This window comes from Corynebacterium mycetoides (genome assembly GCF_900103625.1).
Classification (GTDB): Bacteria; Actinomycetota; Actinomycetes; order Mycobacteriales; family Mycobacteriaceae; genus Corynebacterium; species Corynebacterium mycetoides.
This window is the reverse complement of sequence record NZ_LT629700.1, coordinates 480,983-501,381: the sequence shown is the minus strand read 5'-3', so window position 1 is coordinate 501,381 and position 20,399 is coordinate 480,983. Positions and strand designations below refer to the sequence as shown.

Here is a 20,399-nt window from a genome sequence, read left to right as displayed (position 1 = left end):
GTGGAAGGCGCGCGCAGTTACTGGCGCAATTCCGCAATCTCCTCGCCCGCGCGCTCGAGCAACTCGGCCGCGTGCGCCCGGCCGGTGTCCGAATCGTCCATGCCGGCGAGCATCCGCGCGAGCTCGTCGACCCGCTCATCACCCGCGAGCGTAACGACGCCAGAGGTCACCGCGTCATCCCCCACGTCCTTCGCCACGTGGAGATGCGTGTCGGCGTACGCCGCGACCTGCGGCAGGTGCGTGACCACGATCACCTGGTTGTTGGTGGCCAGGCGCGCCAGCCGGCGCCCGATCTCCACCGCGGCGCGCCCGCCCACGCCGGCGTCGACCTCGTCGAACACGAGCGTCGTGCCGTGGGTCGACCCGCTCAGGACTACCTCCACGGCGAGCATGACGCGCGAAAGCTCGCCGCCGGAGGCGCTGGTGGACAACGGCTGGGGCTCCGCCGACGCGTTCGGCGCCAGTCTGAACTCCACTGCGTCCGCGCCGTCCCTGGTGAAGTCGTGCGCGCTGAGTTCCACCGTCAGCCGCGCCTTGGGCATCGCGAGCCCGTGGAGCTCGGCCGTGACCTGCTTCCCCAACTCGGCCGCCGCTTCTCGACGCGCCCCCGTCAGGTCTGCGGCGCGGTGTTCCATCTCCGCCCGGAGCTGGGCCACCCGCGCTTTGAGCTCCTCCACTGCCCCAGCCGACGTGTCTATTTTGCTCAGCCGCTTCGCCGCCTTCGCGCGCCAGGCGACCACGCCCGCCGCGTCGGGCGCGTACTTGCGCGTCAGGGCCTTGAGCTCCTGCTGGCGCTGCAGCATCTTCTCCAGCTCGTCGGCGTCGTCAGGCAGATCCGCCACGAAACTCCCCAGCTCGCCGGAGACGTCCGAGAGCACCGCGGCGACCTCACCCAGGCGGGCGCCGAGCTCTTTGAGTGCGGCGTCGCTGGATTGCGCGAGCGCGTCCGCGGCCACCCCGATCAGCGTCGAGGCGGCGGCGTCCTCCCCCGCGGTGGCGTATTCCACGGCGGCCTCCGGGCCGTCAATAGCCGCCAGCGCCTCCCGGGCCGTATCCCGCAGCGCGTCGACGTCCTGGAGCCGGTTGATGGCCGTGACCAGCTCTTCGTCCTCGCCCTCGACGGGGGCGACGGCATCGATCTCGTCGATGGCGAAACGCAGCTGGTCCACCTCCTGGGCGAGCTCGAGCCGCCTTTCGGTGCGCTCCGTCAGCTCCTTGTGCGCCTCGCGCCACGACGACCACGCCGCGCGGTACTCGGCGCGCAGGGCCGCGATGCCCGGCGCAAACCTGTCGAGGGCGGCGAGCTGCTGGTCCGGCGACATGAGCCGGAGCTGGTCGTTCTGGCCGTGGATGGTCAGCAGCGGGCTGGTGAATTCCCCGAGCGTGGCAGCAGGGACGGTGCGTCCCCCGATGTGCGCCTTGGAGCGTCCCGTCGCTCGCACCGAGCGGGAGACGATGTACTCGCCGTTCTCGTCGGCAAGCGCCCCGGCGCTGCCGGCGATGGAGACTGCCCCCTCCGCGGCTGCCTCATCCACGCCGTCTACGGAGAACACGCCCTCGACCACCGCCTGGTCTTCGCCGGTGCGCACGCGGGAGGCATCGGCACGGCCGCCCGAGAGTAGCCTCAACCCGCTGACAACCATGGTCTTGCCCGCGCCCGTCTCACCCGTGAGCACGGTAAGGCCGGAGGACAGTTCCGCCGAGGCGTGCGGGATGACGCCGAGATTCGTAATCGTGATTTCAGTGAGCATGCACGCTCCCGCGCCTTACTTGTTCAGAGGTCCGCGCCAGCCGGACACCGGCAGCTGGAACTTGTGCACGAGACGGTCGGTGAACGGGTGCTCGTCGAGACGCACCCAGCGCACGGGGCGGCGGCCGCGGACGGCTTCGACGCGGGACCCCGGGGGCATCTCGATGGTGCGGGCGCCGTCCAGCACGACGTTAGCGCCGCCGGTGCTCGCCTCCGACTTGACCGCGACCATGGACCGCGGCGAGACGACGAGCGGCTTGGTAAACAGAGCGTGCGCGTTGTTTGGCACCACCAGCAGGGCTTCCACCTCGGGCCACATGATCGGGCCGCCCGCGGCGAAGGCGTAGGCGGTGGATCCGGTGGGGGTGGAGATGAGCACACCGTCGCAGCCGAAGGAGGACACCGGGCGGTAATCCACCTCCAATATCGCGTCCATCACGCGGGTGCGGTCGACGTTTTCGATGCTCGCCTCGTTCAGCGCCCACCCCCTACCAATCTCGTTGTTGTCGGAATCGCTGACGAACACGTCGATGGTCATCCGGTCCTCGATGCGGTAGGTCCGGTCGATCACGCGGCCGATAGCCTCATCCAGGCTCTCCTGCTCCCACTCGGCCAAAAACCCGACGTGGCCGAGGTTAATGCCGAGCACCGGCACGTCCTGCTCGTGGGCGTAGTTAGCCGCGCGGAGGAACGCCCCGTCACCGCCGAGGACGAGCACGAGTTCGCAGCCCGCGGCCGCTTCCGGCCCGTCCTCCGCCCTGTCGAGTTTCTGCAGCGCGGGCTCCTCGTCGACGGGTCCCATGCGCTTCTGGTCTAAGAGCCGGACTTTGATCCCCGCTTGGCTGAGCAGCTCTGCGGCGCGAGCGGCGGCGTAGATATTCCCCGCGCGGTAGGTGTGCGGGACGAGGAGAATCGTGCGCTCGTTGATACCAGTCATAGTGTTACTCAGGTCCTTCCTCGACAGCGCGTGCGACCATGGCGGTCAGTGAAGCGTCGTCAAGCTGGGACGCTCCCGCATCCTTGACGAGCCATAGAAAGTATTCTACGTTGCCGCTCGGGCCCGGAAGCGGTGAGGCGACCACGCCACGCAGGCTCAGCCCGAGCGACTGCGCGAAGCGGGCGACGTCGGCCGTGACCTCCGCGCGCAGCTCGCGCGAGCGCACGACCCCGCCGTGGCCGAGCCTTTCTTTACCCACCTCGAACTGGGGCTTGACCATCGGCAACAGGTCCGCCCCCTCGGCAACGCACGCCACCACGGCAGGAAGCACGAGCTCAAGCGAGATAAAAGAGAGGTCGCCCACCATCAGGTCCGCCGGCCCGCCCATCATTTCCGGGGTCAGCGTGCGGATGTTCGTGCGGTCGAGCACGCGCACCCGCGGGTCATTCTGCAGGCGCCACACCAGCTGGCCATACCCGACGTCGACCGCGACAACCTCGCTCGCCCCCTTCGACAGCAGCACATCGGTGAATCCGCCCGTCGAGGCCCCAGCGTCCAGAGCACGCCGCTTCTCGACGCTCAGCCCACGCCCCTCGAACTCCTCCAGCGCCCCGAGCAACTTGTGCGCACCCCGCGACGCCCAGTCGTCGGCGGGATCGACGTTGACCTTGATGGACACATCCGGCTCCACCACCGTCGCGGGCTTGGTGGCCGCGAACCCGCCGACAGTGACGCGGCCGTCCTTGATCCACGCCTGCGCCTGCTCCCGGGAACGCGCGAGCTTACGCCGCACGAGTTCCGCGTCGAGCCTTCTGCGTCCGGGTGCCACGGGCCTGCCTTTCTGCCGTGTCGTGTCTGTTCGGTGTTCAGTCGGTGTTCAGTCGGTGTTCAGTGCCTCGGCGAGCACCTCGTGGGCCCGCGCCAGCTGCTCGGCTTCCTCGGTCAAGGTGCCGGCGGGTGTGGAGAGGATGTCGTCGACCTGTTGCTGGAGTTCTGAGGGTGTCACGGGCACATCACCACCAGTGGGCCAGCGCGGCCTCGGCGGCGTCCGAGTTCGGGCGCACGAGCGCCGGCGGCGACTCCATAAGCCATGCCACCTCGAGCACCGTGCGCAGCGCCTGAACGCTGGTTGCACCTTCCTCGCCGCGGCTGAGGATGATATCTGCGCCGTCTACGCGAGCCGAGAATCCGCCCTGCGCTGACGGCGCCAGCACCTCCGGCTCCTCGCCGAGCGACGCCAGCGACTCCCCGATAAAGGTGGGCCGCTGCTCCTTCGGCGCCTCGAGTAAAGCTAGCTGACCGGACACCCCTGTGAGAACGTGCAGCGAGGGAATCCCCGCAGCCACGGCCCCGGCGATGTCGGTGTCCAGCCTGTCGCCCACCGCGAGGGGCCGCTTCGCCCCAGCGAGCTGCGCCGCCTGGATGAACATGGCAGGCTGCGGCTTTCCGGCGGCCTCCGGCACAACGCCCGTGACGGATGTGACCGCGGCCACCATGGAACCGTTTCCTACCATGAGACCCCGCTGCGTCGGCAGCGACGTGTCCAGGTTCGAGGCCACGTACCGCGCGCCGCGCGCAAGCGCCAGCGCTGCCTCGGACAGCTGCCTCCACCCCGTTTCAGGGTTGTGCCCGTGGAGCACCACCCTAGGATTGTCGTCGGCGGAGTCGACCACCCGGTAGCCCGCCCGCGCCACCAATTCCCTGAAGGAGGGGGCACCGACGACGAGCACCGGGTCACCTTCGTCGAGGTACTTACCCGCCAACACCACGGCCGCCTGTGCCGAGGTCACCACATCCGCGGCGTTGGCGGGAAGTCCGTGAGCGCGCAGCTTGGCGGCCACGTCCCAGGGGCTGCGAGAGGCGTTGTTCGTTATGTAGAGCGCCGGCAGGCCGGAACCCGAGATCGCGTCCACAGCCCCGTCGATAGCCACGTCACCCGACCATACGGTGCCGTCGAGGTCGAGCAGGAGGGCGTCGAAAAGCGAGCTTAAAGGCATTACCTAGCTGAGCTCCTCGACGCGGGCGGCGGCATCCGTCATCTCCTCCGCATCGACGTCAGCCACGTGCCGAAACCACGTCCGCGCCTCATCCCTGCGGCCGAGGCTCAACAGCGCCTCCGCATACGCGTAGGCGAGTCGAGCCTGCTCCGGGTCCTTCGACTTTAATGACGGGTTCAGGCGCTGCAAAGTCGCCAGGGCGGCCTCGTGCTGACCGAGGTCGTGCCGCGCCCCGGCCATGACGATGGCGAGCTCGATCTTGCCGACCTCATCGAGCTGGTCGACCTCCGGGCCGCGGCCGATCTCGAGTGCCTTCTCCGGGCGCCCCAGACCGCGCTCCGCGTCCGCCATCACCGCCACGAGGCCAGGACCGCCGGACATCCGGCGAGCAGCCCGCAGCTCCGAGAGAGCCTCCTTCCATTCCCCCGCGTGGTAGGCGACGATGCCGTTCGTCTCACGCACGACGCCGACCCTGCCGGCCCGGTTCTTCGCGGCGCGGGCATGGCGCAGCGCCAACTGCGGTTCATCCTCCAGCAGCGTCGATGCCATGATCATATGCTTTGCGACGCGATCAGCGTTGTCCTTCGCCAGCACCCGCAAATCCTGCAGCACAGAGCGGTCGAGATCGCGCACATCGATATCGTCCGGCAGATCCGGCTCGGACAACTTCTGGTTCATCCTGTCTTCGCGGAACCCCTGGCGCTGCGGGTTGAACCGGTCACGCCGTTCGCGATTGTCCTCGCGGTCACGGCCTCCGCGGCCCCTACCGCCACCACTACGCTGGCCGCGCCCCCTCTGGCCGTCGCGCTCGCCGCGCCCGCTGCGGTTGTTGCGGCTATCGCGACTGTCGCGCGACCCGTCTCGATCACTCATGTAACGCCCTTCCTCAATGTAGACGCCATTATAGGGGCACCGGCAGACACGTTCCGCATGCGGGAGCCTCCCGGAGGTGGAACCAGTTGTAGAGTCCGCAATGCGGAGTTTCTGACGGTCGGTGTCGCGCGGACTGTCCGCACTGCGGACTCTTGGGCGGCGAGGCCGCGGGTCCGGCCCGGTGTGCGAAATCAAATCATAAGGCGCACCTGGTGGACAGTCCGCGGTGTGGAGGAACTATAAGCCACTGGTTTTGGAAACTCCGCAATGCAGAGTTTCTACCGGTCAGGATTAGTCAGCTAGTGCGCTTTGCGGACTTTGTGGCAGGCCGCTCTCCACACTGCAGGGTCGGAAGCAGTAACAACATTGGCGTCGACATGTGGTAAGTCCGCAATGCGGACTTTCGGAGGCGGCGCCAGCGGAGAGCCCAATGTACGGGGTCAAAACATAAGCAGCACCTGGTGAGAAGTCCGCAATGCGCACTCTTCTAAGCGCGAACCCGGCGTTACCGTGCGCCGGGTTGATCCCATTAAAGAAGTGTTGTGGGAAGTCCGCAATGGGGAGTTTTCGGCATGCAGCGCCGGACGGTAAGTCCGCATTGCAGACTTTTTGTCGTGTTGTTCCGCGCCCGGCACGTCTCGTTGCGGGTTGCTCCGATAAGCCCACACTTGTAGAAACTCCGCATTGCGGAGTCCTCGCTCGTTGGTGCCGCACCGTTAGTCCGCATTGCGGACTTTTCGAGGGACGAGAACCGTACACAGCCGAGTAAACCCATTAACCGAATGTTGTGGGAACTCCGCAATGCGGAGTTTGCTGTTGCGATAGCTTGCCGGCCAGCTACTCCTGCGCGTCCGCATTGCGGACTTCTCGAGAGATCCGATCCTCTCGAAGTTTGCTGCCAGCGCTGGTGCGGAGCGAGTCCGCGGTGCGGACGTTTTGTCGTGTTGTTCCGCTCCCGGCACGTCACGTGGGTCAAGTCCCGTGTAGTGGTGTAGCCGTCTAGCTTTCGGCTCGGTATGTAGTTCGGGGTTGTGGTTAGGCGGTTAGCTGGTGATGGTCACCATGGTCGTCTCCTGTGGGGTGCATGAGTTGTTTGGTGTGTTCGAGTGCGGACAGTGACATGTAGCGTTTTTGCTGGATCCAATCGTCGTGTTGCTCGGCAAGAACCGCCCCGACAAGCCGGATGATGGATTCGCGGTTCGGGAAGATGCCCACGACATCGGTGCGCCGGCGGATTTCCCGGTTTAACCGCTCGGTGGGGTTGTTCGACCACACCTTCGTCCACACTGGTTTCGGCGCTGCGGTAAACGCCAACACCTCATCGAGTGATTCCTCTAGATAGGCAGCGACCTGCGGGAATTTCGGTTCCAACAGGTCAACTACCTCACGGGCTTGTCCCCAGGTGGATGCGGCATCGGGTTGCTGGAAGATTGTCTGGAACATCGCAGAGACCATCGGCCATTGTGTTTTCGGGACTTTCTCGTAGAGGTTCTTCGCGAAATGAGTGCGGCACCGCTGCCACGACGCATCAGGCAGCACTTCGGAGATAGCGTGCTGAATACCTTCATGGGCGTCACTGGTGACTAAGAAGACGCCGCGAAGCCCGCGGGCTTTTAGATCTTGGAAGAAGCCTTTCCACGACGCGTTGGATTCCGCGGTGGCGACATGCATGCCGAGCATTTCGCGGTACCCGTCGGCGTTGACCCCGGTGGCAAGCAGTACGGAGCATTTGACCACACGCCCGCCTTCACGGACTTTGATCGTCAACGCGTCACACGAGAGGGTGTCAGGAAATTTGTGTGTGAGGCTCTGATCTAGAAGGAGTTTCACCGATAATGACTACGGTGTCACCGAAGAAAGGCCACGACCCGGCGAGGGTCAACGAGATCAGCGAGAAGCTGATGGAAAATCCTGAGCTCGCCAGCCTGATAAGCGAACTGTCTACCACTGCTGATGATGCAAGCGACCTCGTCAAAGGCCTGTTGCAGGCATCGATCAACGCCGGTCTGCAGGCGGAGATGGATGCACATTTGGGCTACGGCCATGCCGACCGTAAGGCGAAGGCCCGGGTGGAAACCGCACAGGAGAGCAATCACCGCAACGGGTCGTACACCAAGACCGTTAATTCTGGGTACGGCGCGTTGGAAGTGACCATGCCGAGGGATCGTGCCGGCACGTTCACCCCGCAGATGGTGCCGAAGGGGTCGCGCCGTTTGACCGAGCTCGACGACATGATCATCTCGCTGTACGCCGGTGGGATGACCGTGCGCGATATTCAGCACCACCTTGCGACCACGCTTGGGGTGGATGTGAGCCCGGATACGATCAGCACGATTACCGATGCGGTGTTAGACGAGGTCATGATCTGGCAAAACCGCCAGCTCGACGAGTTTTACCCGGTGATCTTCCTCGACGCGCTACGCGTGAAAATCCGTGACGGTCACCGCGTCGTCAACAAAGCCTGCTACATGGCTGTTGGCATCGACATCGACGGCATCAAGCACATCTTGGGATTGTGGATCGCTGAAAATGAAGGCGCCGCATTCTGGGCATCGGTGTGCGCGGATCTGGCCAACCGCGGTGTCCAAGACGTGTTCATCGTCTGTTGCGACGGGCTGAAAGGCCTGCCGGAAGCCGTGGAGGCAACCTGGCCAAATTCCATGGTGCAGACCTGCATCGTGCACCTGATTCGGGCTGCGAACCGGTGGGTGTCCTACCAGGACCGCAAATCTGTCTCCCGGGCGCTGCGTGAGGTCTACACGGCCGCAAACGAGGACACCGCCCGTGCCAGCCTTGATGCCTTCGAGGCCTCAGAGTTGGGCCAGAAATACCCGCAGTCGGTCAAAGTCTGGCGCGACGCCTGGGAGCGGTTCATACCGTTTCTGCAGTTCCCGCCTGCGGCACGGCGGGTGCTCTACACCACCAACTCGATCGAATCACTCAACGCTGAGCTGCGTAAAGCTACTCGTAACCGGGGCCAATTCCCGAACGATACTGCGGCGCTGAAGACGCTGTGGCTGATGATCTGCAATATCGAGGACAAGCGCGCTGCCCAGCGAGCGAAGAAAGCGAAACGTGACATCGAATGCAACGGCTATATTGAAGGAGCGAAAGCCACCGGGTGGAAACAAGCCATCAACCAACTAGCCGTGGCATACCCCGACCGATTCGCGGACTACTTGTAAACCAAGCCCCCCGCACACAAACAATCGGACACCCTCCAGTATTCTCTTTTTTTGTTGATTGTGAAGTTGTTGGGTCGGCGGTAACCTACTCTCCCACCCCCTCCCGGGGGCAGTACCATCGGCGCGGGCGGGCTTAGCTTCCGGGTTCGGAATGGGACCGGGCGTTTCCCCGCCGCCATCAACCACCGACACACCCAATGGGGCGTGCCGACCCACACACAAACCCGCGCACACACCGGCCTGGCCGGTCGGTGCGCACCTGTTTGATGTGGTGATGCGACAACACATATCCAATTAACCCAACCCCCGCAATCATGATCACAACAATCATGCTGCGTGTTCGGTTGGTGCGGCCTGCACCGGGTACACGCTCGTACCGTGGGGTGTGGTGTGTCAGACACTGCATAGTGGACGCGGCACACACAATAAAGTCGTGTGCTCAACATTGATCGTTTGTTTGGTTGCCCGTGTTTTTAGTCGGTGTATTAGTACCAGTCACCTCCGATGGTTACCCACCTTCCAGATCCGGCCTATCAACCCCATCGTCTCTAGGGAACCTCAACAGAAACCTCATCTTAAAACAGGCTTCCCGCTTAGATGCTTTCAGCGGTTATCCCTCCCGTACGTAGCCAACCAGCCATGCTCCTGGCGGAACAACTGGCACACCAGAGGTACGTCCGTCCCGGTCCTCTCGTACTAGGGACAGCCTTCTTCAAGTTTCAACGCGCGCGGCGGATAGAGACCGAACTGTCTCACGACGTTCTGAACCCAGCTCGCGTGCCGCTTTAATGGGCGAACAGCCCAACCCTTGGGACCTACTCCAGCCCCAGGATGCGACGAGCCGACATCGAGGTGCCAAACCATCCCGTCGATATGGACTCTTGGGGAAGATCAGCCTGTTATCCCCGGGGTACCTTTTATCCGTTGAGCGACACCACTTCCACACGTTGGTGCCGGATCACTAGTCCCGACTTTCGTCCCTGCTCGACACGTACGTCTCACAGTCAAGCCCCCTTGTGCACTTACACTCTTACACCTGATTGCCAACCAGGCTGAGGGAACCTTTGGGCGCCTCCGTTACTCTTTGGGAGGCAACCGCCCCAGTTAAACTACCCACCAGGCACTGTCCCCAACCCAGATCATGGGCCAAGGTTAAGGTATCCACTACGGTCAGAGTGGTATTTCAACAACGACTCCACCACCACTAGCGTGACAGCTTCACAGTCTCCCACCTATCCTACACAAACCGCACCGAACACCAATACCAAGCTATAGTGAAGGTCCCGGGGTCTTTTCGTCCTGCCGCGCGAAACGAGCATCTTTACTCGTACTGCAATTTCACCGGGCCTGTGGTTGAGACAGCAGGGGAGTCGTTACGCCATTCGTGCAGGTCGGAACTTACCCGACAAGGAATTTCGCTACCTTAGGATGGTTATAGTTACCACCGCCGTTTACTGGGGCTTAAATTCTCCGCTTCGGACACCAAAATGCCCTAACAGGTCCTCTTAACCTTCCAGCACCGGGCAGGCGTCAGTCCGTATACATCAACATCACGTTTTCGCACGGACCTGTGTTTTTGATAAACAGTCGCTCCCCTCTATTCTCTGCGACCACAACCAGCTCACAACCGTAAAAAGTTGATCACCAACCATGGTCCCCCTTCTCCCGAAGTTACGGGGGTAATTTGCCGAGTTCCTTAACCACAGTTCACCCGACCGCCTTAGTATTCTCTACCTGACCACCTGTGTCGGTTTCGGGTACGGGCCGTACACACACTCGCTAGAGGCTTTTCTCGGCAGCACAGGATCACCCACATCACCCACAAGGGCTACGCATCACGCCTCACACACAATAAGCCCCGCATTTAACAAGGACTCGTGCCACACGCTTACACCACAATCCAATAAGTGGCTGGGCTACCTCACTGCGTCACCCCATCACTGGGCTACCACGACTCAGGCCCCACCGATTACCACCACACCACCCGCACAAGGCGGAACAGTGCGGCAACGCACAGCAGTTAGTATCACCGCTTCACCCTTTGACGCATGCACACGGGTACGGGAATATCAACCCGTTAACCATCGACTACGCCTGTCGGCCTCGCCTTAGGACCCGACTCACCCTGGGAAGACGAACTTGACCCAGGAACCCTTAGTCATCCGGCGGATAAGATTCTCACTTACCACTCGTTACTCATGCCTGCATTCTCACTCGTGCACAGTCCACAACCCCTCACGGTACTGCTTCACCCCATACACGACGCTCCCCTACCCACACACAAAAGCATGTGCCGCGGCTTCGGCGGTGTACTTGAGCCCCACTACATTGTCGGCGCGGAACCACTCGACCAGTGAGCTATTACGCACTCTTTCAAGGATGGCTGCTTCTAAGCCAACCTCCTGGCTGTCTTCGCGATCCCACATCCTTTTCCACTTAGTACACCCTTAGGGGCCTTAACCGGCGATCTGGGCTGTTTCCCTCTCGACTATGAAGCTTATCCCCCACAGTCTCACTGCCATGCACCACTTCAACCGGCATTCGGAGTTTGGCTGACATTGCTAAGATGATAGTCCCGCTCAACCAACCAGTAGCTCTACCTCCGGCAAGCACACATAACGCTGCACCTAAATGCATTTCGGGGAGAACCAGCTATCACGGAGTTTGATTGGCCTTTCACCCCTACCCACAACTCATCCCCTCAGTTTTCAACCTAAGTGGGTTCGCGCCTCCACAACCTCTTACAGCTGCTTCACACTGGCCATGGGTAGATCACCCCGCTTCGGGTCCAGGACATGCCACTTACAACACCCTGTTCGGATTCGCTTTCGCTACGGCTACCCCACCAGGGTTAACCTCGCGACATGCCGCTGACTCGCAGGCTCATTCTTCAAAAGGCACGCCATCACACACACGAGGTGCTCTGACGGATTGTAAGCGCACGGTTTCAGGAACTATTTCACTCCCCTCCCGGGGTACTTTTCACCATTCCCTCACGGTACTATCCACTATCGGTCACACTGAGTATTTAGGCTTACCGGGTGGTCCCGGCAGATTCACAGCAGATTCCACGAGCCCGCTGCTACTCGGGACACAATCCACCACACCACAATCATGCTTTCACGTACAGGGGCTCTCACCCACTCCGGCGCACCATCCCAAGTGACTTCCGCTAACACAACCATAAGCGCAGGCAAAGGTGGCAGCCCTTGCAACAAATCGCATCCCACAACCCCACACACGCAACCCCTGCCAGGTATCACACGCACATGGTTTAGCCTCATCCACGTTCGCTCGCCGCTACTAGCAGAATCATTATTATTTTCTTCTCCTACGGGTACTGAGATGTTTCACTTCCCCGCGTCACCCCCACACAAGCTATGAATTCACCTGCAGGTAACACCACACAACTGGTGCCAGGTTTCCCCATTCGGACATCCTCGGATCAACGCTTAGTTGGCAACTCCCCGAGGCATAACGCAGCCTCACACGTCCTTCATCGGCTCAGCATGCCAAGGCATCCACCGTACGCCCTACACAAAAAACACACACAAAAAACAAACACACACAAAAAATAAAGATGCTCGCGTCCACTATACAGTTCTCACACACCACACCCACCCCGCACAACCACAACCCCCCGAAAACACCCGGAAAGTCACAGCCACACACGGCAAGGCCACAAGGAAACAACACACGTGCTGCCCCAGAGACCCAACAGCATGCCAACACACCCACACTCGTTTCCTGCCTGCAGCCCACACGGACACACATCACGATGCGACACTCGCATAAGGCACTCACAACAGCCCATGCCGGTGCGCGTCCACCCGGACAATTTTTTAAAACATCAACAGTGGCAGCCACACACACGGCGACTCAACCACCACACCCACACCCCACACACAACCATGCGCACGGAGCAGGCACAAAACAATAAAGCTCCTTAGAAAGGAGGTGATCCAGCCGCACCTTCCGGTACGGCTACCTTGTTACGACTTCGTCCCAATCGCCGATCCCACCTTCGACAGCTCCCCCACAAGGATAGGCCACTGGCTTCGGGTGTTACCAACTTTCATGACGTGACGGGCGGTGTGTACAAGGCCCGGGAACGTATTCACCGCAGCATTGCTGATCTGCGATTACTAGCGACTCCGACTTCATGGGGTCGAGTTGCAGACCCCAATCCGAACTACGACCGGCTTTCAGCGATTAGCCCCACCTCACAGTGTCGCACACGCGTTGTACCGACCATTGTAGCATGTGTGAAGCCCTGGACATAAGGGGCATGATGATTTGACGTCATCCCCACCTTCCTCCGAGTTAACCCCGGCAGTCTCTCATGAGTCCCCACCACAACGTGCTGGCAACATAAGACAAGGGTTGCGCTCGTTGCGGGACTTAACCCAACATCTCACGACACGAGCTGACGACAACCATGCACCACCTGTACACCAGCCACAAAGGGAAACCGTATCTCTACAGCGATCTAGTGTATGTCAAGCCCAGGTAAGGTTCTTCGCGTTGCATCGAATTAATCCACATGCTCCGCCGCTTGTGCGGGCCCCCGTCAATTCCTTTGAGTTTTAGCCTTGCGGCCGTACTCCCCAGGCGGGGCGCTTAATGCGTTAGCTACGGCACGAACCCCGTGGAAGGGACTCACACCTAGCGCCCACCGTTTACGGCATGGACTACCAGGGTATCTAATCCTGTTCGCTACCCATGCTTTCGCTCCTCAGCGTCAGTTACTGCCCAGAGACCTGCCTTCGCCATCGGTGTTCCTCCTGATATCTGCGCATTTCACCGCTACACCAGGAATTCCAGTCTCCCCTACAGCACTCAAGTTATGCCCGTATCGCCTGCAGTCCCACAGTTAAGCCGTGGACTTACACAAACGACGCGACAAACCACCTACGAGCTCTTTACGCCCAGTAATTCCGGACAACGCTCGCACCCTACGTATTACCGCGGCTGCTGGCACGTAGTTAGCCGGTGCTTCTTATCCAGGTACCGTCACTTGCGCTTCGTCCCTGGCGAAAGGAGTTTACAACCCGAAGGCCGTCATCCCCCACGCGGCGTCGCTGCATCAGGCTTGCGCCCATTGTGCAATATTCCCCACTGCTGCCTCCCGTAGGAGTCTGGGCCGTATCTCAGTCCCAATGTGGCCGCACACCCTCTCAGGCCGGCTACCCGTCGACGCCTTGGTAGGCCATTACCCCACCAACAAGCTGATAGGCCGCGAGCTCATCCCATACCGCAAAAGCTTTCCAACCACACACCAACATGCAGCTCCTATCCGGTATTAGACCCAGTTTCCCAAGCTTATCCCGAAGTACAGGGCAGATCACCCACGTGTTACTCACCCGTTCGCCACTCGAGTACCAAAGCAAGCTTCGGCCTTTCCGTTCGACTTGCATGTGTTAAGCACGCCGCCAGCGTTCATCCTGAGCCAGGATCAAACTCTCCACAAAAACATTTCAGCAGAAACATCCAGGCGTGAAAAGCCCAAACCCAACCACAAACAAACCAACCACCACCCCCACACACAGCAAGGGCAATGAACTGGCCAATCCTAAAATTACCTACAAACACTGACCCCACAATCCGACGAGGAAAAACCAGGGCCAGCAAAAAAAATGCGATCTGAAACAATCACACATCACGGTGAAACCACCAGCAATGCCGCCATCAAAGGTTCACGACACCACAACCGGCACACACCCACCCACACCCCACACAACGCAGAACATGAGCAGACACACCACAATGCACAACCACACAAACCACAAACAAAAAACAAAAGTACATTGGCACACTATCGAGTTCTCACACAACACACCCCACGCACAAACCCCGCGGGAAAACTGAATCTACACAACCACCCAACACAAAGTCAAACAGTCATCCAACCCAGCACCACCAGAAGTTCACCTCACAGCAACCCAACCGGCAGCGAGAAAGAACATTAACCCCACCCACCACACAACACAAATCACCAGGCCACAGGGGCTTTTTATACGCGCTTGACTCCCGCGAAGTTCTTCTTGCCGCGGCGCAGCACCAGCCATGCCCCGTGGATGAAGTCGGCGTCGGAGGGTGTCCACTCTTCCGAGTCGACGCGCTCGTTGTTCACGTACACTCCCCCCTCTTTCAGCGAGCGGCGCGCCGCGCCCTTCGACTCGGCCAGCCCCGTTCCGACGAGGAGGTCGACGATGGTGTCCGGCGCCCCAGCAGCAAGTTCGTGAATTCCGGTCTCGGAGACGGCTGCGGCCAGCGTGGCCTCGTCGAGGTCGCGCAGGTCCGCGCGCCCGAAGAGCGCCTGCGACGCGAGCTCGGCGGCCACAGTCGCGTCGTGGCCGTGCACCAGGTCCGTCATCTCCTGGGCCAGGCGTATCTGCGCCTCGCGCTTGAACGGGCGGTTCTCCACCTCGTCCTTGAGGCGGGCGAGCTCCTCCTGGTCCAGGAACGTGAACCACCGCAGGTAGCGGATCACGTCGGCGTCGGCGGTGTTCACGAAGTACTGGTACCACGTGTACGGCGAGGTCATCTCCGGGTCGAGCCACAGGGACCCGCCGCCCGTTGATTTGCCGAACTTCTTGCCCTCCGAGTCTGTGACCAGCGGGACGGTGAGCGCGTGCACCTGTGTGCCGTCCATGCGGCGGTTGAGATCCACACCGGCAACGAGGTTGCCCCACTGATCTCCACCGCCGACCTGCAAGACACAGTTGTGGGTGCGGTGCAGCTGGACGTAGTCGTTGGCCTGCAGCAGCATGTAGGAGAACTCGGTGTAGGAGATCCCGTCGTTTTCCAGGCGCCGCTTGACGGTGTCGCGGCTGAGCATCGTGGACAGGGAGAAGTGCTTGCCCACGTCGCGCAAGAACGAGATGACGCTCATGTCCGCGGTCCAGTCGTTGTTGTTGACCAGGAGGGCGCCGTTGTCGCCGTCAAAATCGACGAAGCGCGACAGCTGGCCCGAAATGCGCTGCGCCCAGTCCGCGACGGTGTCGTCCGAGTTCATCGAGCGCTCCCCCACGTCGCGCGGGTCGCCGATCTTTCCAGTGGCCCCGCCGGCCAGCACGATCGGGCGGTGCCCAGCCAGCTGGAAGCGGCGCAGCATGAGCAGCGGCACCAAGTGGCCCGCGTGCAGCGACGGCCCGGTGGGGTCGAAGCCGCAGTACAGGGTGATCGGCTCCCGGGTCTCGTCGCGGAGCTTGTCCAGGTCGGTCGACTGATTGATCAGCCCGCGCCACTCGAGCTCGGAGATGATGTCGGTGTTGGTCACCATGAAACCTTTCTGCGCGGTGAGCGCGGGATCGCTAATCGACGCCCGGTGCGTACGGCTGGGCTTCGTCGATAAGCAGGACTGGGATACCGTCGTCGATGCGATAGGCGACGCCGAGCCGCTCGTTGACAAGCAATTGCTCGGACTCTTTGTAGACCAGCGGGCCCTTGTCCTGGGGGCAGGCCAGGACCTCGAGAAGCTTCGGATCGAGACTCATGGAAGACATGCTACTTACGCCCCGCCGCGGACCGGGGTTTCGGCCCACCGCCGGTGATCGGCGGTTGCGGCGTTGACGCGCTCGCGCTGTTCGAGAACGCGCGGTGCGGCGGTGCCCCCGCGGGTGTTGCGCGCGGCGACGGAGCCTTCCACGGTGAGAACCTCCCGCACCTCGGCAGTGAGTCGGGCGTCGACGCTGCGTAACGCCTCGTCGGAAAGCTCGTGCAGGCCGATCCCCTCGGCTTCGGCGAGGCGCACGCACGCGCCGGAGGCCTCGTGTGCCTCGCGGAACGGCACGCCCTGGCGCACCATCCATTCGGCGAGGTCGGTGGCGAGCGTGTAGCCGGCGGGGGCGAGCTCACGCATCCGGTCTTCGTGGAACACCAGCGTGGACACGAGGCCGGTCATGGCCGGCAGGAGCAGCCGGAGCTGCGTCACGGAGTCGATCACTGGCTCCTTGTCCTCCTGCAGGTCCCGGTTGTACGCCAGCGGCATCGCCTTCAAGGTGGACATGAGGCCGGCGAGGTTGCCGATGAGCCGACCCGTCTTGCCGCGCGCGAGCTCGGGCACGTCGGGGTTCTTCTTCTGCGGCATGATGGATGAGCCTGTGGACCAGGCGTCGTCAAGCGTGACGTAGCCGAACTCCGGGGTCGACCAGGCGATGATCTCCTCGGACATCCGAGAGAGGTCGACGGCGATCTGGGCGAGGACGAACGCGGTCTCCGCGGCGAAGTCGCGTGACGACGTCCCGTCGAGCGAGTTGTCGCAGGAGTCCGAGAAGCCGAGTTCCGCCGCGATGGCCTCCGGGTCGAGCCGCAGGGAGGACCCAGCAAGCGCGCCCGAACCGTACGGCGATATGGCAAGGCGTTTGTCCAGGTCGCGGATGCGCTCGAGATCGCGCAACAGCGGCTGCGCGTGGGCGAGCAGCGAATGAGCGAGGAGGATCGGCTGCGCGGCCTGGAAGTGCGTCTTTCCCGGCATGATCGCATCCGGGTGCGCGGCGGCCTGCGCCGAGAGGGCGCCGATGAGGTCCGTCACGTCGAGGGCGATGCCGCGCAGCGCGTCGCGGCACCACATGCGGAACATCGTCGCCACCTGGTCGTTGCGGGAGCGGCCCGCGCGCAGCCGGCCCCCCACCTCGGGGCCGACGCGGTCGATGAGGCCGCGCTCCATCGCGCCGTGGACATCCTCATCCGTCGGCAGCGGCCCGAACGAGCCGTCGGCGACGTCTCGCCCGAGGGCATCCAGTCCCGCCAGCATGGTGTCCAGGTCGGCATCCGAGAGGAGTCCCGCCCGGTTGAGTACCTTCGCGTGCGCCTTCGAGGCGAGGACGTCGTAGGGTGCGAGCACCCAGTCGAAGTGGGTGGACACGGACAAAGCGAACATCGCCTCGGACGGGCCGCCGGAGAAACGGCCGCCCCACAGCGCGCCCTCATTCGTCTTGTGCTGCTCCATGAAGCGTGCGCCTACTTTCCAGCTTCGCGGTCGCGCTTGTTGGCGATCTGCGAGGACAGTCCGTGGAGGCGGACGAAGCCCTTGGCCAGGGTCTGGTCGAAGGTGTCGCCGGTGTCGTAGGTGGCCAGGTTGAAGTCGTAGAGCGAGTGGTTGGAGCGGCGCCCGTTGACGGTGGCGGTGCCGGCGTGGAGCACCATGCGGATGTCGCCGGTGACGTGCTCCTGGGTCGACTCGATGAACGCGTCGAGGGAGCGCTTGAGCGGACCGAACCACAGACCGTCGTAGACCTCCTCGGACCAGCGGGCGTCGATAAGCCGCTTGTAGCGGGCGAGCTCGCGCTCCACCGTGACATCCTCCAGCGCCTTGTGCGCGGTGATCAGCGTCAACGCACCCGGCGCCTCGTAAACCTCGCGGGACTTGATGCCCACGAGGCGGTCCTCCACCATGTCCAGGCGGCCGATGCCCTGGGCGCCCGCGCGGCGGTTGAGCTCCTCGATGGCTTCCAGGACAGTGACCTGGCGGCCGTCGATGGCAACGGGCTTGCCGGACTCGAAGGAGATGATGACCTCGTCGGGGGCGTTGCCGATGGCCGGGTCCTCGGTGTAGGAGTACAGGTCCTTGGTCGGCGGGTTCCACAGGTCCTCGAGGAAGCCGGTCTCCACCGCGCGGCCCCACACGTTCTGGTCGATGGAGAACGGGGAGGCGGCAGACTGCTCGATGGGCAGGTCCTTGCCCTCGGCGTACTCGATGGCCTTGTCGCGGGTCCAGGCGTAGTCGCGCGCGGGGGCGACGATCTCCAGGTCCGGGTCCTGGTTGAGGAAGCCGACCTCGAAGCGCACCTGGTCGTTGCCCTTGCCGGTGCAGCCGTGGGCGACGTGCGTGCCGCCGTGCTGCTGCGCCGCCTCGACGAGGTGCTTGACAATCAGCGGCCGCGAGATGGCGGAGACGAGCGGGTAGGAGTTCATGTACAGACCGTTCGCCTTGATGGTGGGCAGGCAGTACTCCTCGGCGAACTCGTCCTTCGCGTCGATCACGATCGACTCTACCGCGCCGCAGTCGAGGGCGCGCTGGCGGACGGACTCCATGTCCTCACCGCCCTGGCCGAGGTCGAGTGAGACGGCGACGACCTCGCCGCCGATCATTTCGCCGAGGTACGGGATGGCGACGGAGGTGTCCAGTCCGCCCGAGTACGCGAGCACAACGCGGTTCGTCATGAGAGAAGTCTCCTTGAAAAAGTGGGGGTTCAGTTACGTAGGGTACAGTCCGGCCCGACGCTAGATCGCGCCGCCGGGGATGAACAGCTTCCGCGCGAGGTCCCTGCCCGTGTGAGGATCGCGGGCGAGGACGAAAATGGTGTCGTCGCCGGCGATGCAGCCGACGACCTGCTCCAGGCCAACCCGGTCGATGTAGCTGGCCAGGTACTGGGCAGCGCCCGGCGGCGTGCGCAGCACCGCCATGGGGCCGGAGTGGTCGACGGAGACCACCAGCTCCTCGATCATGCGCCGCAGCTTCTCGCGCGGGCCGGTCACGGAGTGCTCGAACGCGTCGCCGTCCGCGCTCACGGTGTAGAAGGACCGACCCCCGTCCGAGGGCCTGATCTTCTTCGCCCCGAGCTCGTCCAGGTCGCGTGACAAGGTGGCCTGGGTGATGTCGATGCCCTCGTCGAGAAGCAGCTCGGAGAGCTGGGCCTGAGAGAACACGCGGGTGGAGCCGAGGATTTCCAGGATCCGCGCCTGACGTGCCGTGCGAGAGACCGGGATTGCCATTACTGGTGCTCCAGCAGCCACGCCAGAAGCGCCTTCTGGGCGTGAAGGCGGTTCTCGGCCTCGTCAAATACGCGGGAGGCGGGCCCGTCGATGACCTCGGCGGCGACCTCGTTGCCGCGGTAGGCCGGCAGGCAGTGCAGGAAGATCGCCCCCTCGCCGGCGGTATCCATCACCTCCTGGGTGACCTGGTAGGGCAAAAACGGGGTGCGGCGGTCCTTGCCGTCGTTCTCCATGCCCATGGACACCCACGTGTCGGTGATGACGACGTCTGCGCCGGCCACCTCCGCCCTATCCGACGTCACGGTCACCGTCGCGCCGGTCTCCACCGCCCGCGCGACGGCGCGGTCGATGAACTCCTGGCGCGGCAAGAAGCCTTCGGGCCCGACGATGGAGATATCCATGCCCGCGGTGGCGAAGCCGATCATGTACGAGTTGGCCATGTTGTTGTCGCCGTCGCCTAAGTAGACAGCCTTCTTCCCGCGCAGGCCGGCCGGCCCCTCGTTCGGGCAGAGGTTTTCCACGCACGTCTGCAGATCGGCGAGGATCTGGCACGGGTGCAGGTCGTCGGACAGGGCGTTTATCACCGGGACGGTCGCGGTCTGTGTCATGTCGACGAGGTTCTGGTGCGCGTAGGTCCGCCACACAATCGCCTCGACGTAGCGCGACAGCACGGCGCCCGTGTCTTGGTAGGTCTCCCCCTTGCCCATCTGGGAGCTGCCGGTCTCCGTGATAATCGCGTGCCCTCCCAGCTGCGCGATGCCCGCGTCGAATGAGAACCGCGTGCGTGTCGACGTCTTGTCGAACAACACCGCAACCGACGCCGGCCCCTCGAGCGGGCGGCGCGACAGCGGCGCCTTCTTCAGCTCCGCGGCGAGCGCGAGCACCTCGGCCTGCTCCGCCGGGGTCAGGTCATCGTCGGCGAGGAAATGGCGGGTCAT

General features: G+C 62.9%; 14 protein-coding genes and 3 rRNA genes. 1 reads left to right on the top strand and 16 read right to left on the bottom strand.

Annotated features, from left to right (window positions below; translation table 11 throughout):
- Nucleotides 1-17: 17 nt before the first annotated feature.
- The 7 genes from recN to BLS40_RS02415 form a co-directional block, all read right to left on the bottom strand.
- Nucleotides 18-1,751: a DNA repair protein RecN gene (gene recN, locus BLS40_RS02440; RefSeq protein ID WP_092148293.1), complete on the bottom strand. Its 1,734-nt coding sequence runs from the start codon at nucleotides 1,749-1,751 to the stop codon at nucleotides 18-20.
- A 15-nt stretch (nucleotides 1,752-1,766) separates the two neighbouring features.
- The gene (locus BLS40_RS02435) at nucleotides 1,767-2,687 is read right to left on the bottom strand and encodes an NAD kinase (protein ID WP_092148290.1); all 921 of its coding nucleotides are present in this window, start codon (nucleotides 2,685-2,687) and stop codon (nucleotides 1,767-1,769) included.
- Nucleotides 2,688-2,691: 4 nt separating this feature from the next.
- Entirely contained in the window at nucleotides 2,692-3,516 is an 825-nt protein-coding gene (locus BLS40_RS02430) for a TlyA family RNA methyltransferase (RefSeq protein WP_092148287.1), read from the bottom strand.
- Between the two features lie 48 nt (nucleotides 3,517-3,564).
- Nucleotides 3,565-3,693, bottom strand: a complete 129-nt coding sequence (locus BLS40_RS11295) for a hypothetical protein (RefSeq protein ID WP_269456791.1) — start codon at nucleotides 3,691-3,693, stop codon at nucleotides 3,565-3,567.
- 7 nt (nucleotides 3,694-3,700) lie between these two features.
- Complete coding sequence (locus BLS40_RS02425) at nucleotides 3,701-4,684, bottom strand: HAD-IIA family hydrolase (protein ID WP_092148284.1); 984 nt, start codon at nucleotides 4,682-4,684, stop codon at nucleotides 3,701-3,703.
- Nucleotides 4,685-4,687: 3 nt separating this feature from the next.
- Entirely contained in the window at nucleotides 4,688-5,752 is a 1,065-nt protein-coding gene (locus BLS40_RS02420; protein ID WP_407922413.1) for a tetratricopeptide repeat protein, read from the bottom strand.
- Nucleotides 5,753-6,592: 840 nt separating this feature from the next.
- Complete coding sequence (locus BLS40_RS02415) at nucleotides 6,593-7,387, bottom strand: IS256 family transposase (protein ID WP_407922412.1); 795 nt, start codon at nucleotides 7,385-7,387, stop codon at nucleotides 6,593-6,595.
- 5 nt (nucleotides 7,388-7,392) lie between these two features.
- On the opposite strand from BLS40_RS02415, the gene BLS40_RS02410 reads away from it, so the two are divergent.
- Nucleotides 7,393-8,742, top strand: coding sequence for an IS256 family transposase (locus BLS40_RS02410; RefSeq protein ID WP_092148281.1), 1,350 nt, complete (start codon nucleotides 7,393-7,395; stop codon nucleotides 8,740-8,742).
- 72 nt (nucleotides 8,743-8,814) lie between these two features.
- On the opposite strand, the gene rrf is transcribed toward BLS40_RS02410, so the two are convergent.
- The 9 genes from rrf to argF all read right to left on the bottom strand — a co-directional run bounded on the left by rrf (nucleotide 8,815) and on the right by argF (nucleotide 20,399).
- Nucleotides 8,815-8,932 (bottom strand): 5S ribosomal RNA (gene rrf, locus BLS40_RS02405).
- 275 nt (nucleotides 8,933-9,207) lie between these two features.
- Nucleotides 9,208-12,290 (bottom strand): 23S ribosomal RNA (locus BLS40_RS02400).
- A 402-nt stretch (nucleotides 12,291-12,692) separates the two neighbouring features.
- Nucleotides 12,693-14,213: ribosomal RNA gene (locus BLS40_RS02395) — 16S ribosomal RNA — on the bottom strand.
- The 16S, 23S and 5S rRNA genes sit together here, the layout of an rRNA operon.
- Before the next feature lie 542 nt (nucleotides 14,214-14,755).
- Nucleotides 14,756-16,027 carry a tyrosine--tRNA ligase gene (gene tyrS, locus BLS40_RS02390; RefSeq protein ID WP_092148278.1) on the bottom strand — a complete coding sequence of 424 codons (1,272 nt, stop codon included), beginning with the start codon at nucleotides 16,025-16,027 and terminating at the stop codon, nucleotides 14,756-14,758.
- Nucleotides 16,028-16,058: 31 nt separating this feature from the next.
- On the bottom strand, nucleotides 16,059-16,241 hold the full coding sequence (locus tag BLS40_RS02385; RefSeq protein WP_092148275.1) for a Trm112 family protein: 183 nt from the start codon (nucleotides 16,239-16,241) through the stop codon (nucleotides 16,059-16,061).
- A 14-nt stretch (nucleotides 16,242-16,255) separates the two neighbouring features.
- Nucleotides 16,256-17,695 (bottom strand): argininosuccinate lyase, encoded by a 1,440-nt coding sequence (gene argH / locus BLS40_RS02380; protein ID WP_092148272.1) that lies wholly within the window; start codon nucleotides 17,693-17,695, stop codon nucleotides 16,256-16,258.
- An 11-nt stretch (nucleotides 17,696-17,706) separates the two neighbouring features.
- Nucleotides 17,707-18,909: an argininosuccinate synthase gene (locus BLS40_RS02375; protein ID WP_092148269.1), complete on the bottom strand. Its 1,203-nt coding sequence runs from the start codon at nucleotides 18,907-18,909 to the stop codon at nucleotides 17,707-17,709.
- Between the two features lie 60 nt (nucleotides 18,910-18,969).
- The gene (locus BLS40_RS02370; protein WP_092148266.1) at nucleotides 18,970-19,461 is read right to left on the bottom strand and encodes an arginine repressor; all 492 of its coding nucleotides are present in this window, start codon (nucleotides 19,459-19,461) and stop codon (nucleotides 18,970-18,972) included.
- The gene (gene argF / locus BLS40_RS02365) at nucleotides 19,461-20,399 is read right to left on the bottom strand and encodes an ornithine carbamoyltransferase (RefSeq protein ID WP_092148263.1); all 939 of its coding nucleotides are present in this window, start codon (nucleotides 20,397-20,399) and stop codon (nucleotides 19,461-19,463) included. Before argF ends, BLS40_RS02370 begins: the two co-directional genes overlap by 1 nt.

What these genes read in the sequence shown, in the direction of transcription:
- recN (WP_092148293.1), bottom strand. Translation starts at nt 1,751, where the DNA reads ATGCTCACTGAAATCACGATTACGAATCTCGGCGTCATCCCGCACGCC.
- BLS40_RS02435 (WP_092148290.1), bottom strand. Translation starts at nt 2,687, where the DNA reads ATGACTGGTATCAACGAGCGCACGATTCTCCTCGTCCCGCACACCTAC.
- BLS40_RS02425 (WP_092148284.1), bottom strand. Translation starts at nt 4,684, where the DNA reads ATGCCTTTAAGCTCGCTTTTCGACGCCCTCCTGCTCGACCTCGACGGC.
- BLS40_RS02410 (WP_092148281.1), top strand. Translation starts at nt 7,393, where the DNA reads ATGACTACGGTGTCACCGAAGAAAGGCCACGACCCGGCGAGGGTCAAC.
- tyrS (WP_092148278.1), bottom strand. Translation starts at nt 16,027, where the DNA reads ATGGTGACCAACACCGACATCATCTCCGAGCTCGAGTGGCGCGGGCTG.
- BLS40_RS02385 (WP_092148275.1), bottom strand. Translation starts at nt 16,241, where the DNA reads ATGAGTCTCGATCCGAAGCTTCTCGAGGTCCTGGCCTGCCCCCAGGAC.
- argH (WP_092148272.1), bottom strand. Translation starts at nt 17,695, where the DNA reads ATGGAGCAGCACAAGACGAATGAGGGCGCGCTGTGGGGCGGCCGTTTC.
- BLS40_RS02375 (WP_092148269.1), bottom strand. Translation starts at nt 18,909, where the DNA reads ATGACGAACCGCGTTGTGCTCGCGTACTCGGGCGGACTGGACACCTCC.
- BLS40_RS02370 (WP_092148266.1), bottom strand. Translation starts at nt 19,461, where the DNA reads ATGGCAATCCCGGTCTCTCGCACGGCACGTCAGGCGCGGATCCTGGAA.
- argF (WP_092148263.1), bottom strand. Translation starts at nt 20,399, where the DNA reads ATGACCCGCCATTTCCTCGCCGACGATGACCTGACCCCGGCGGAGCAG.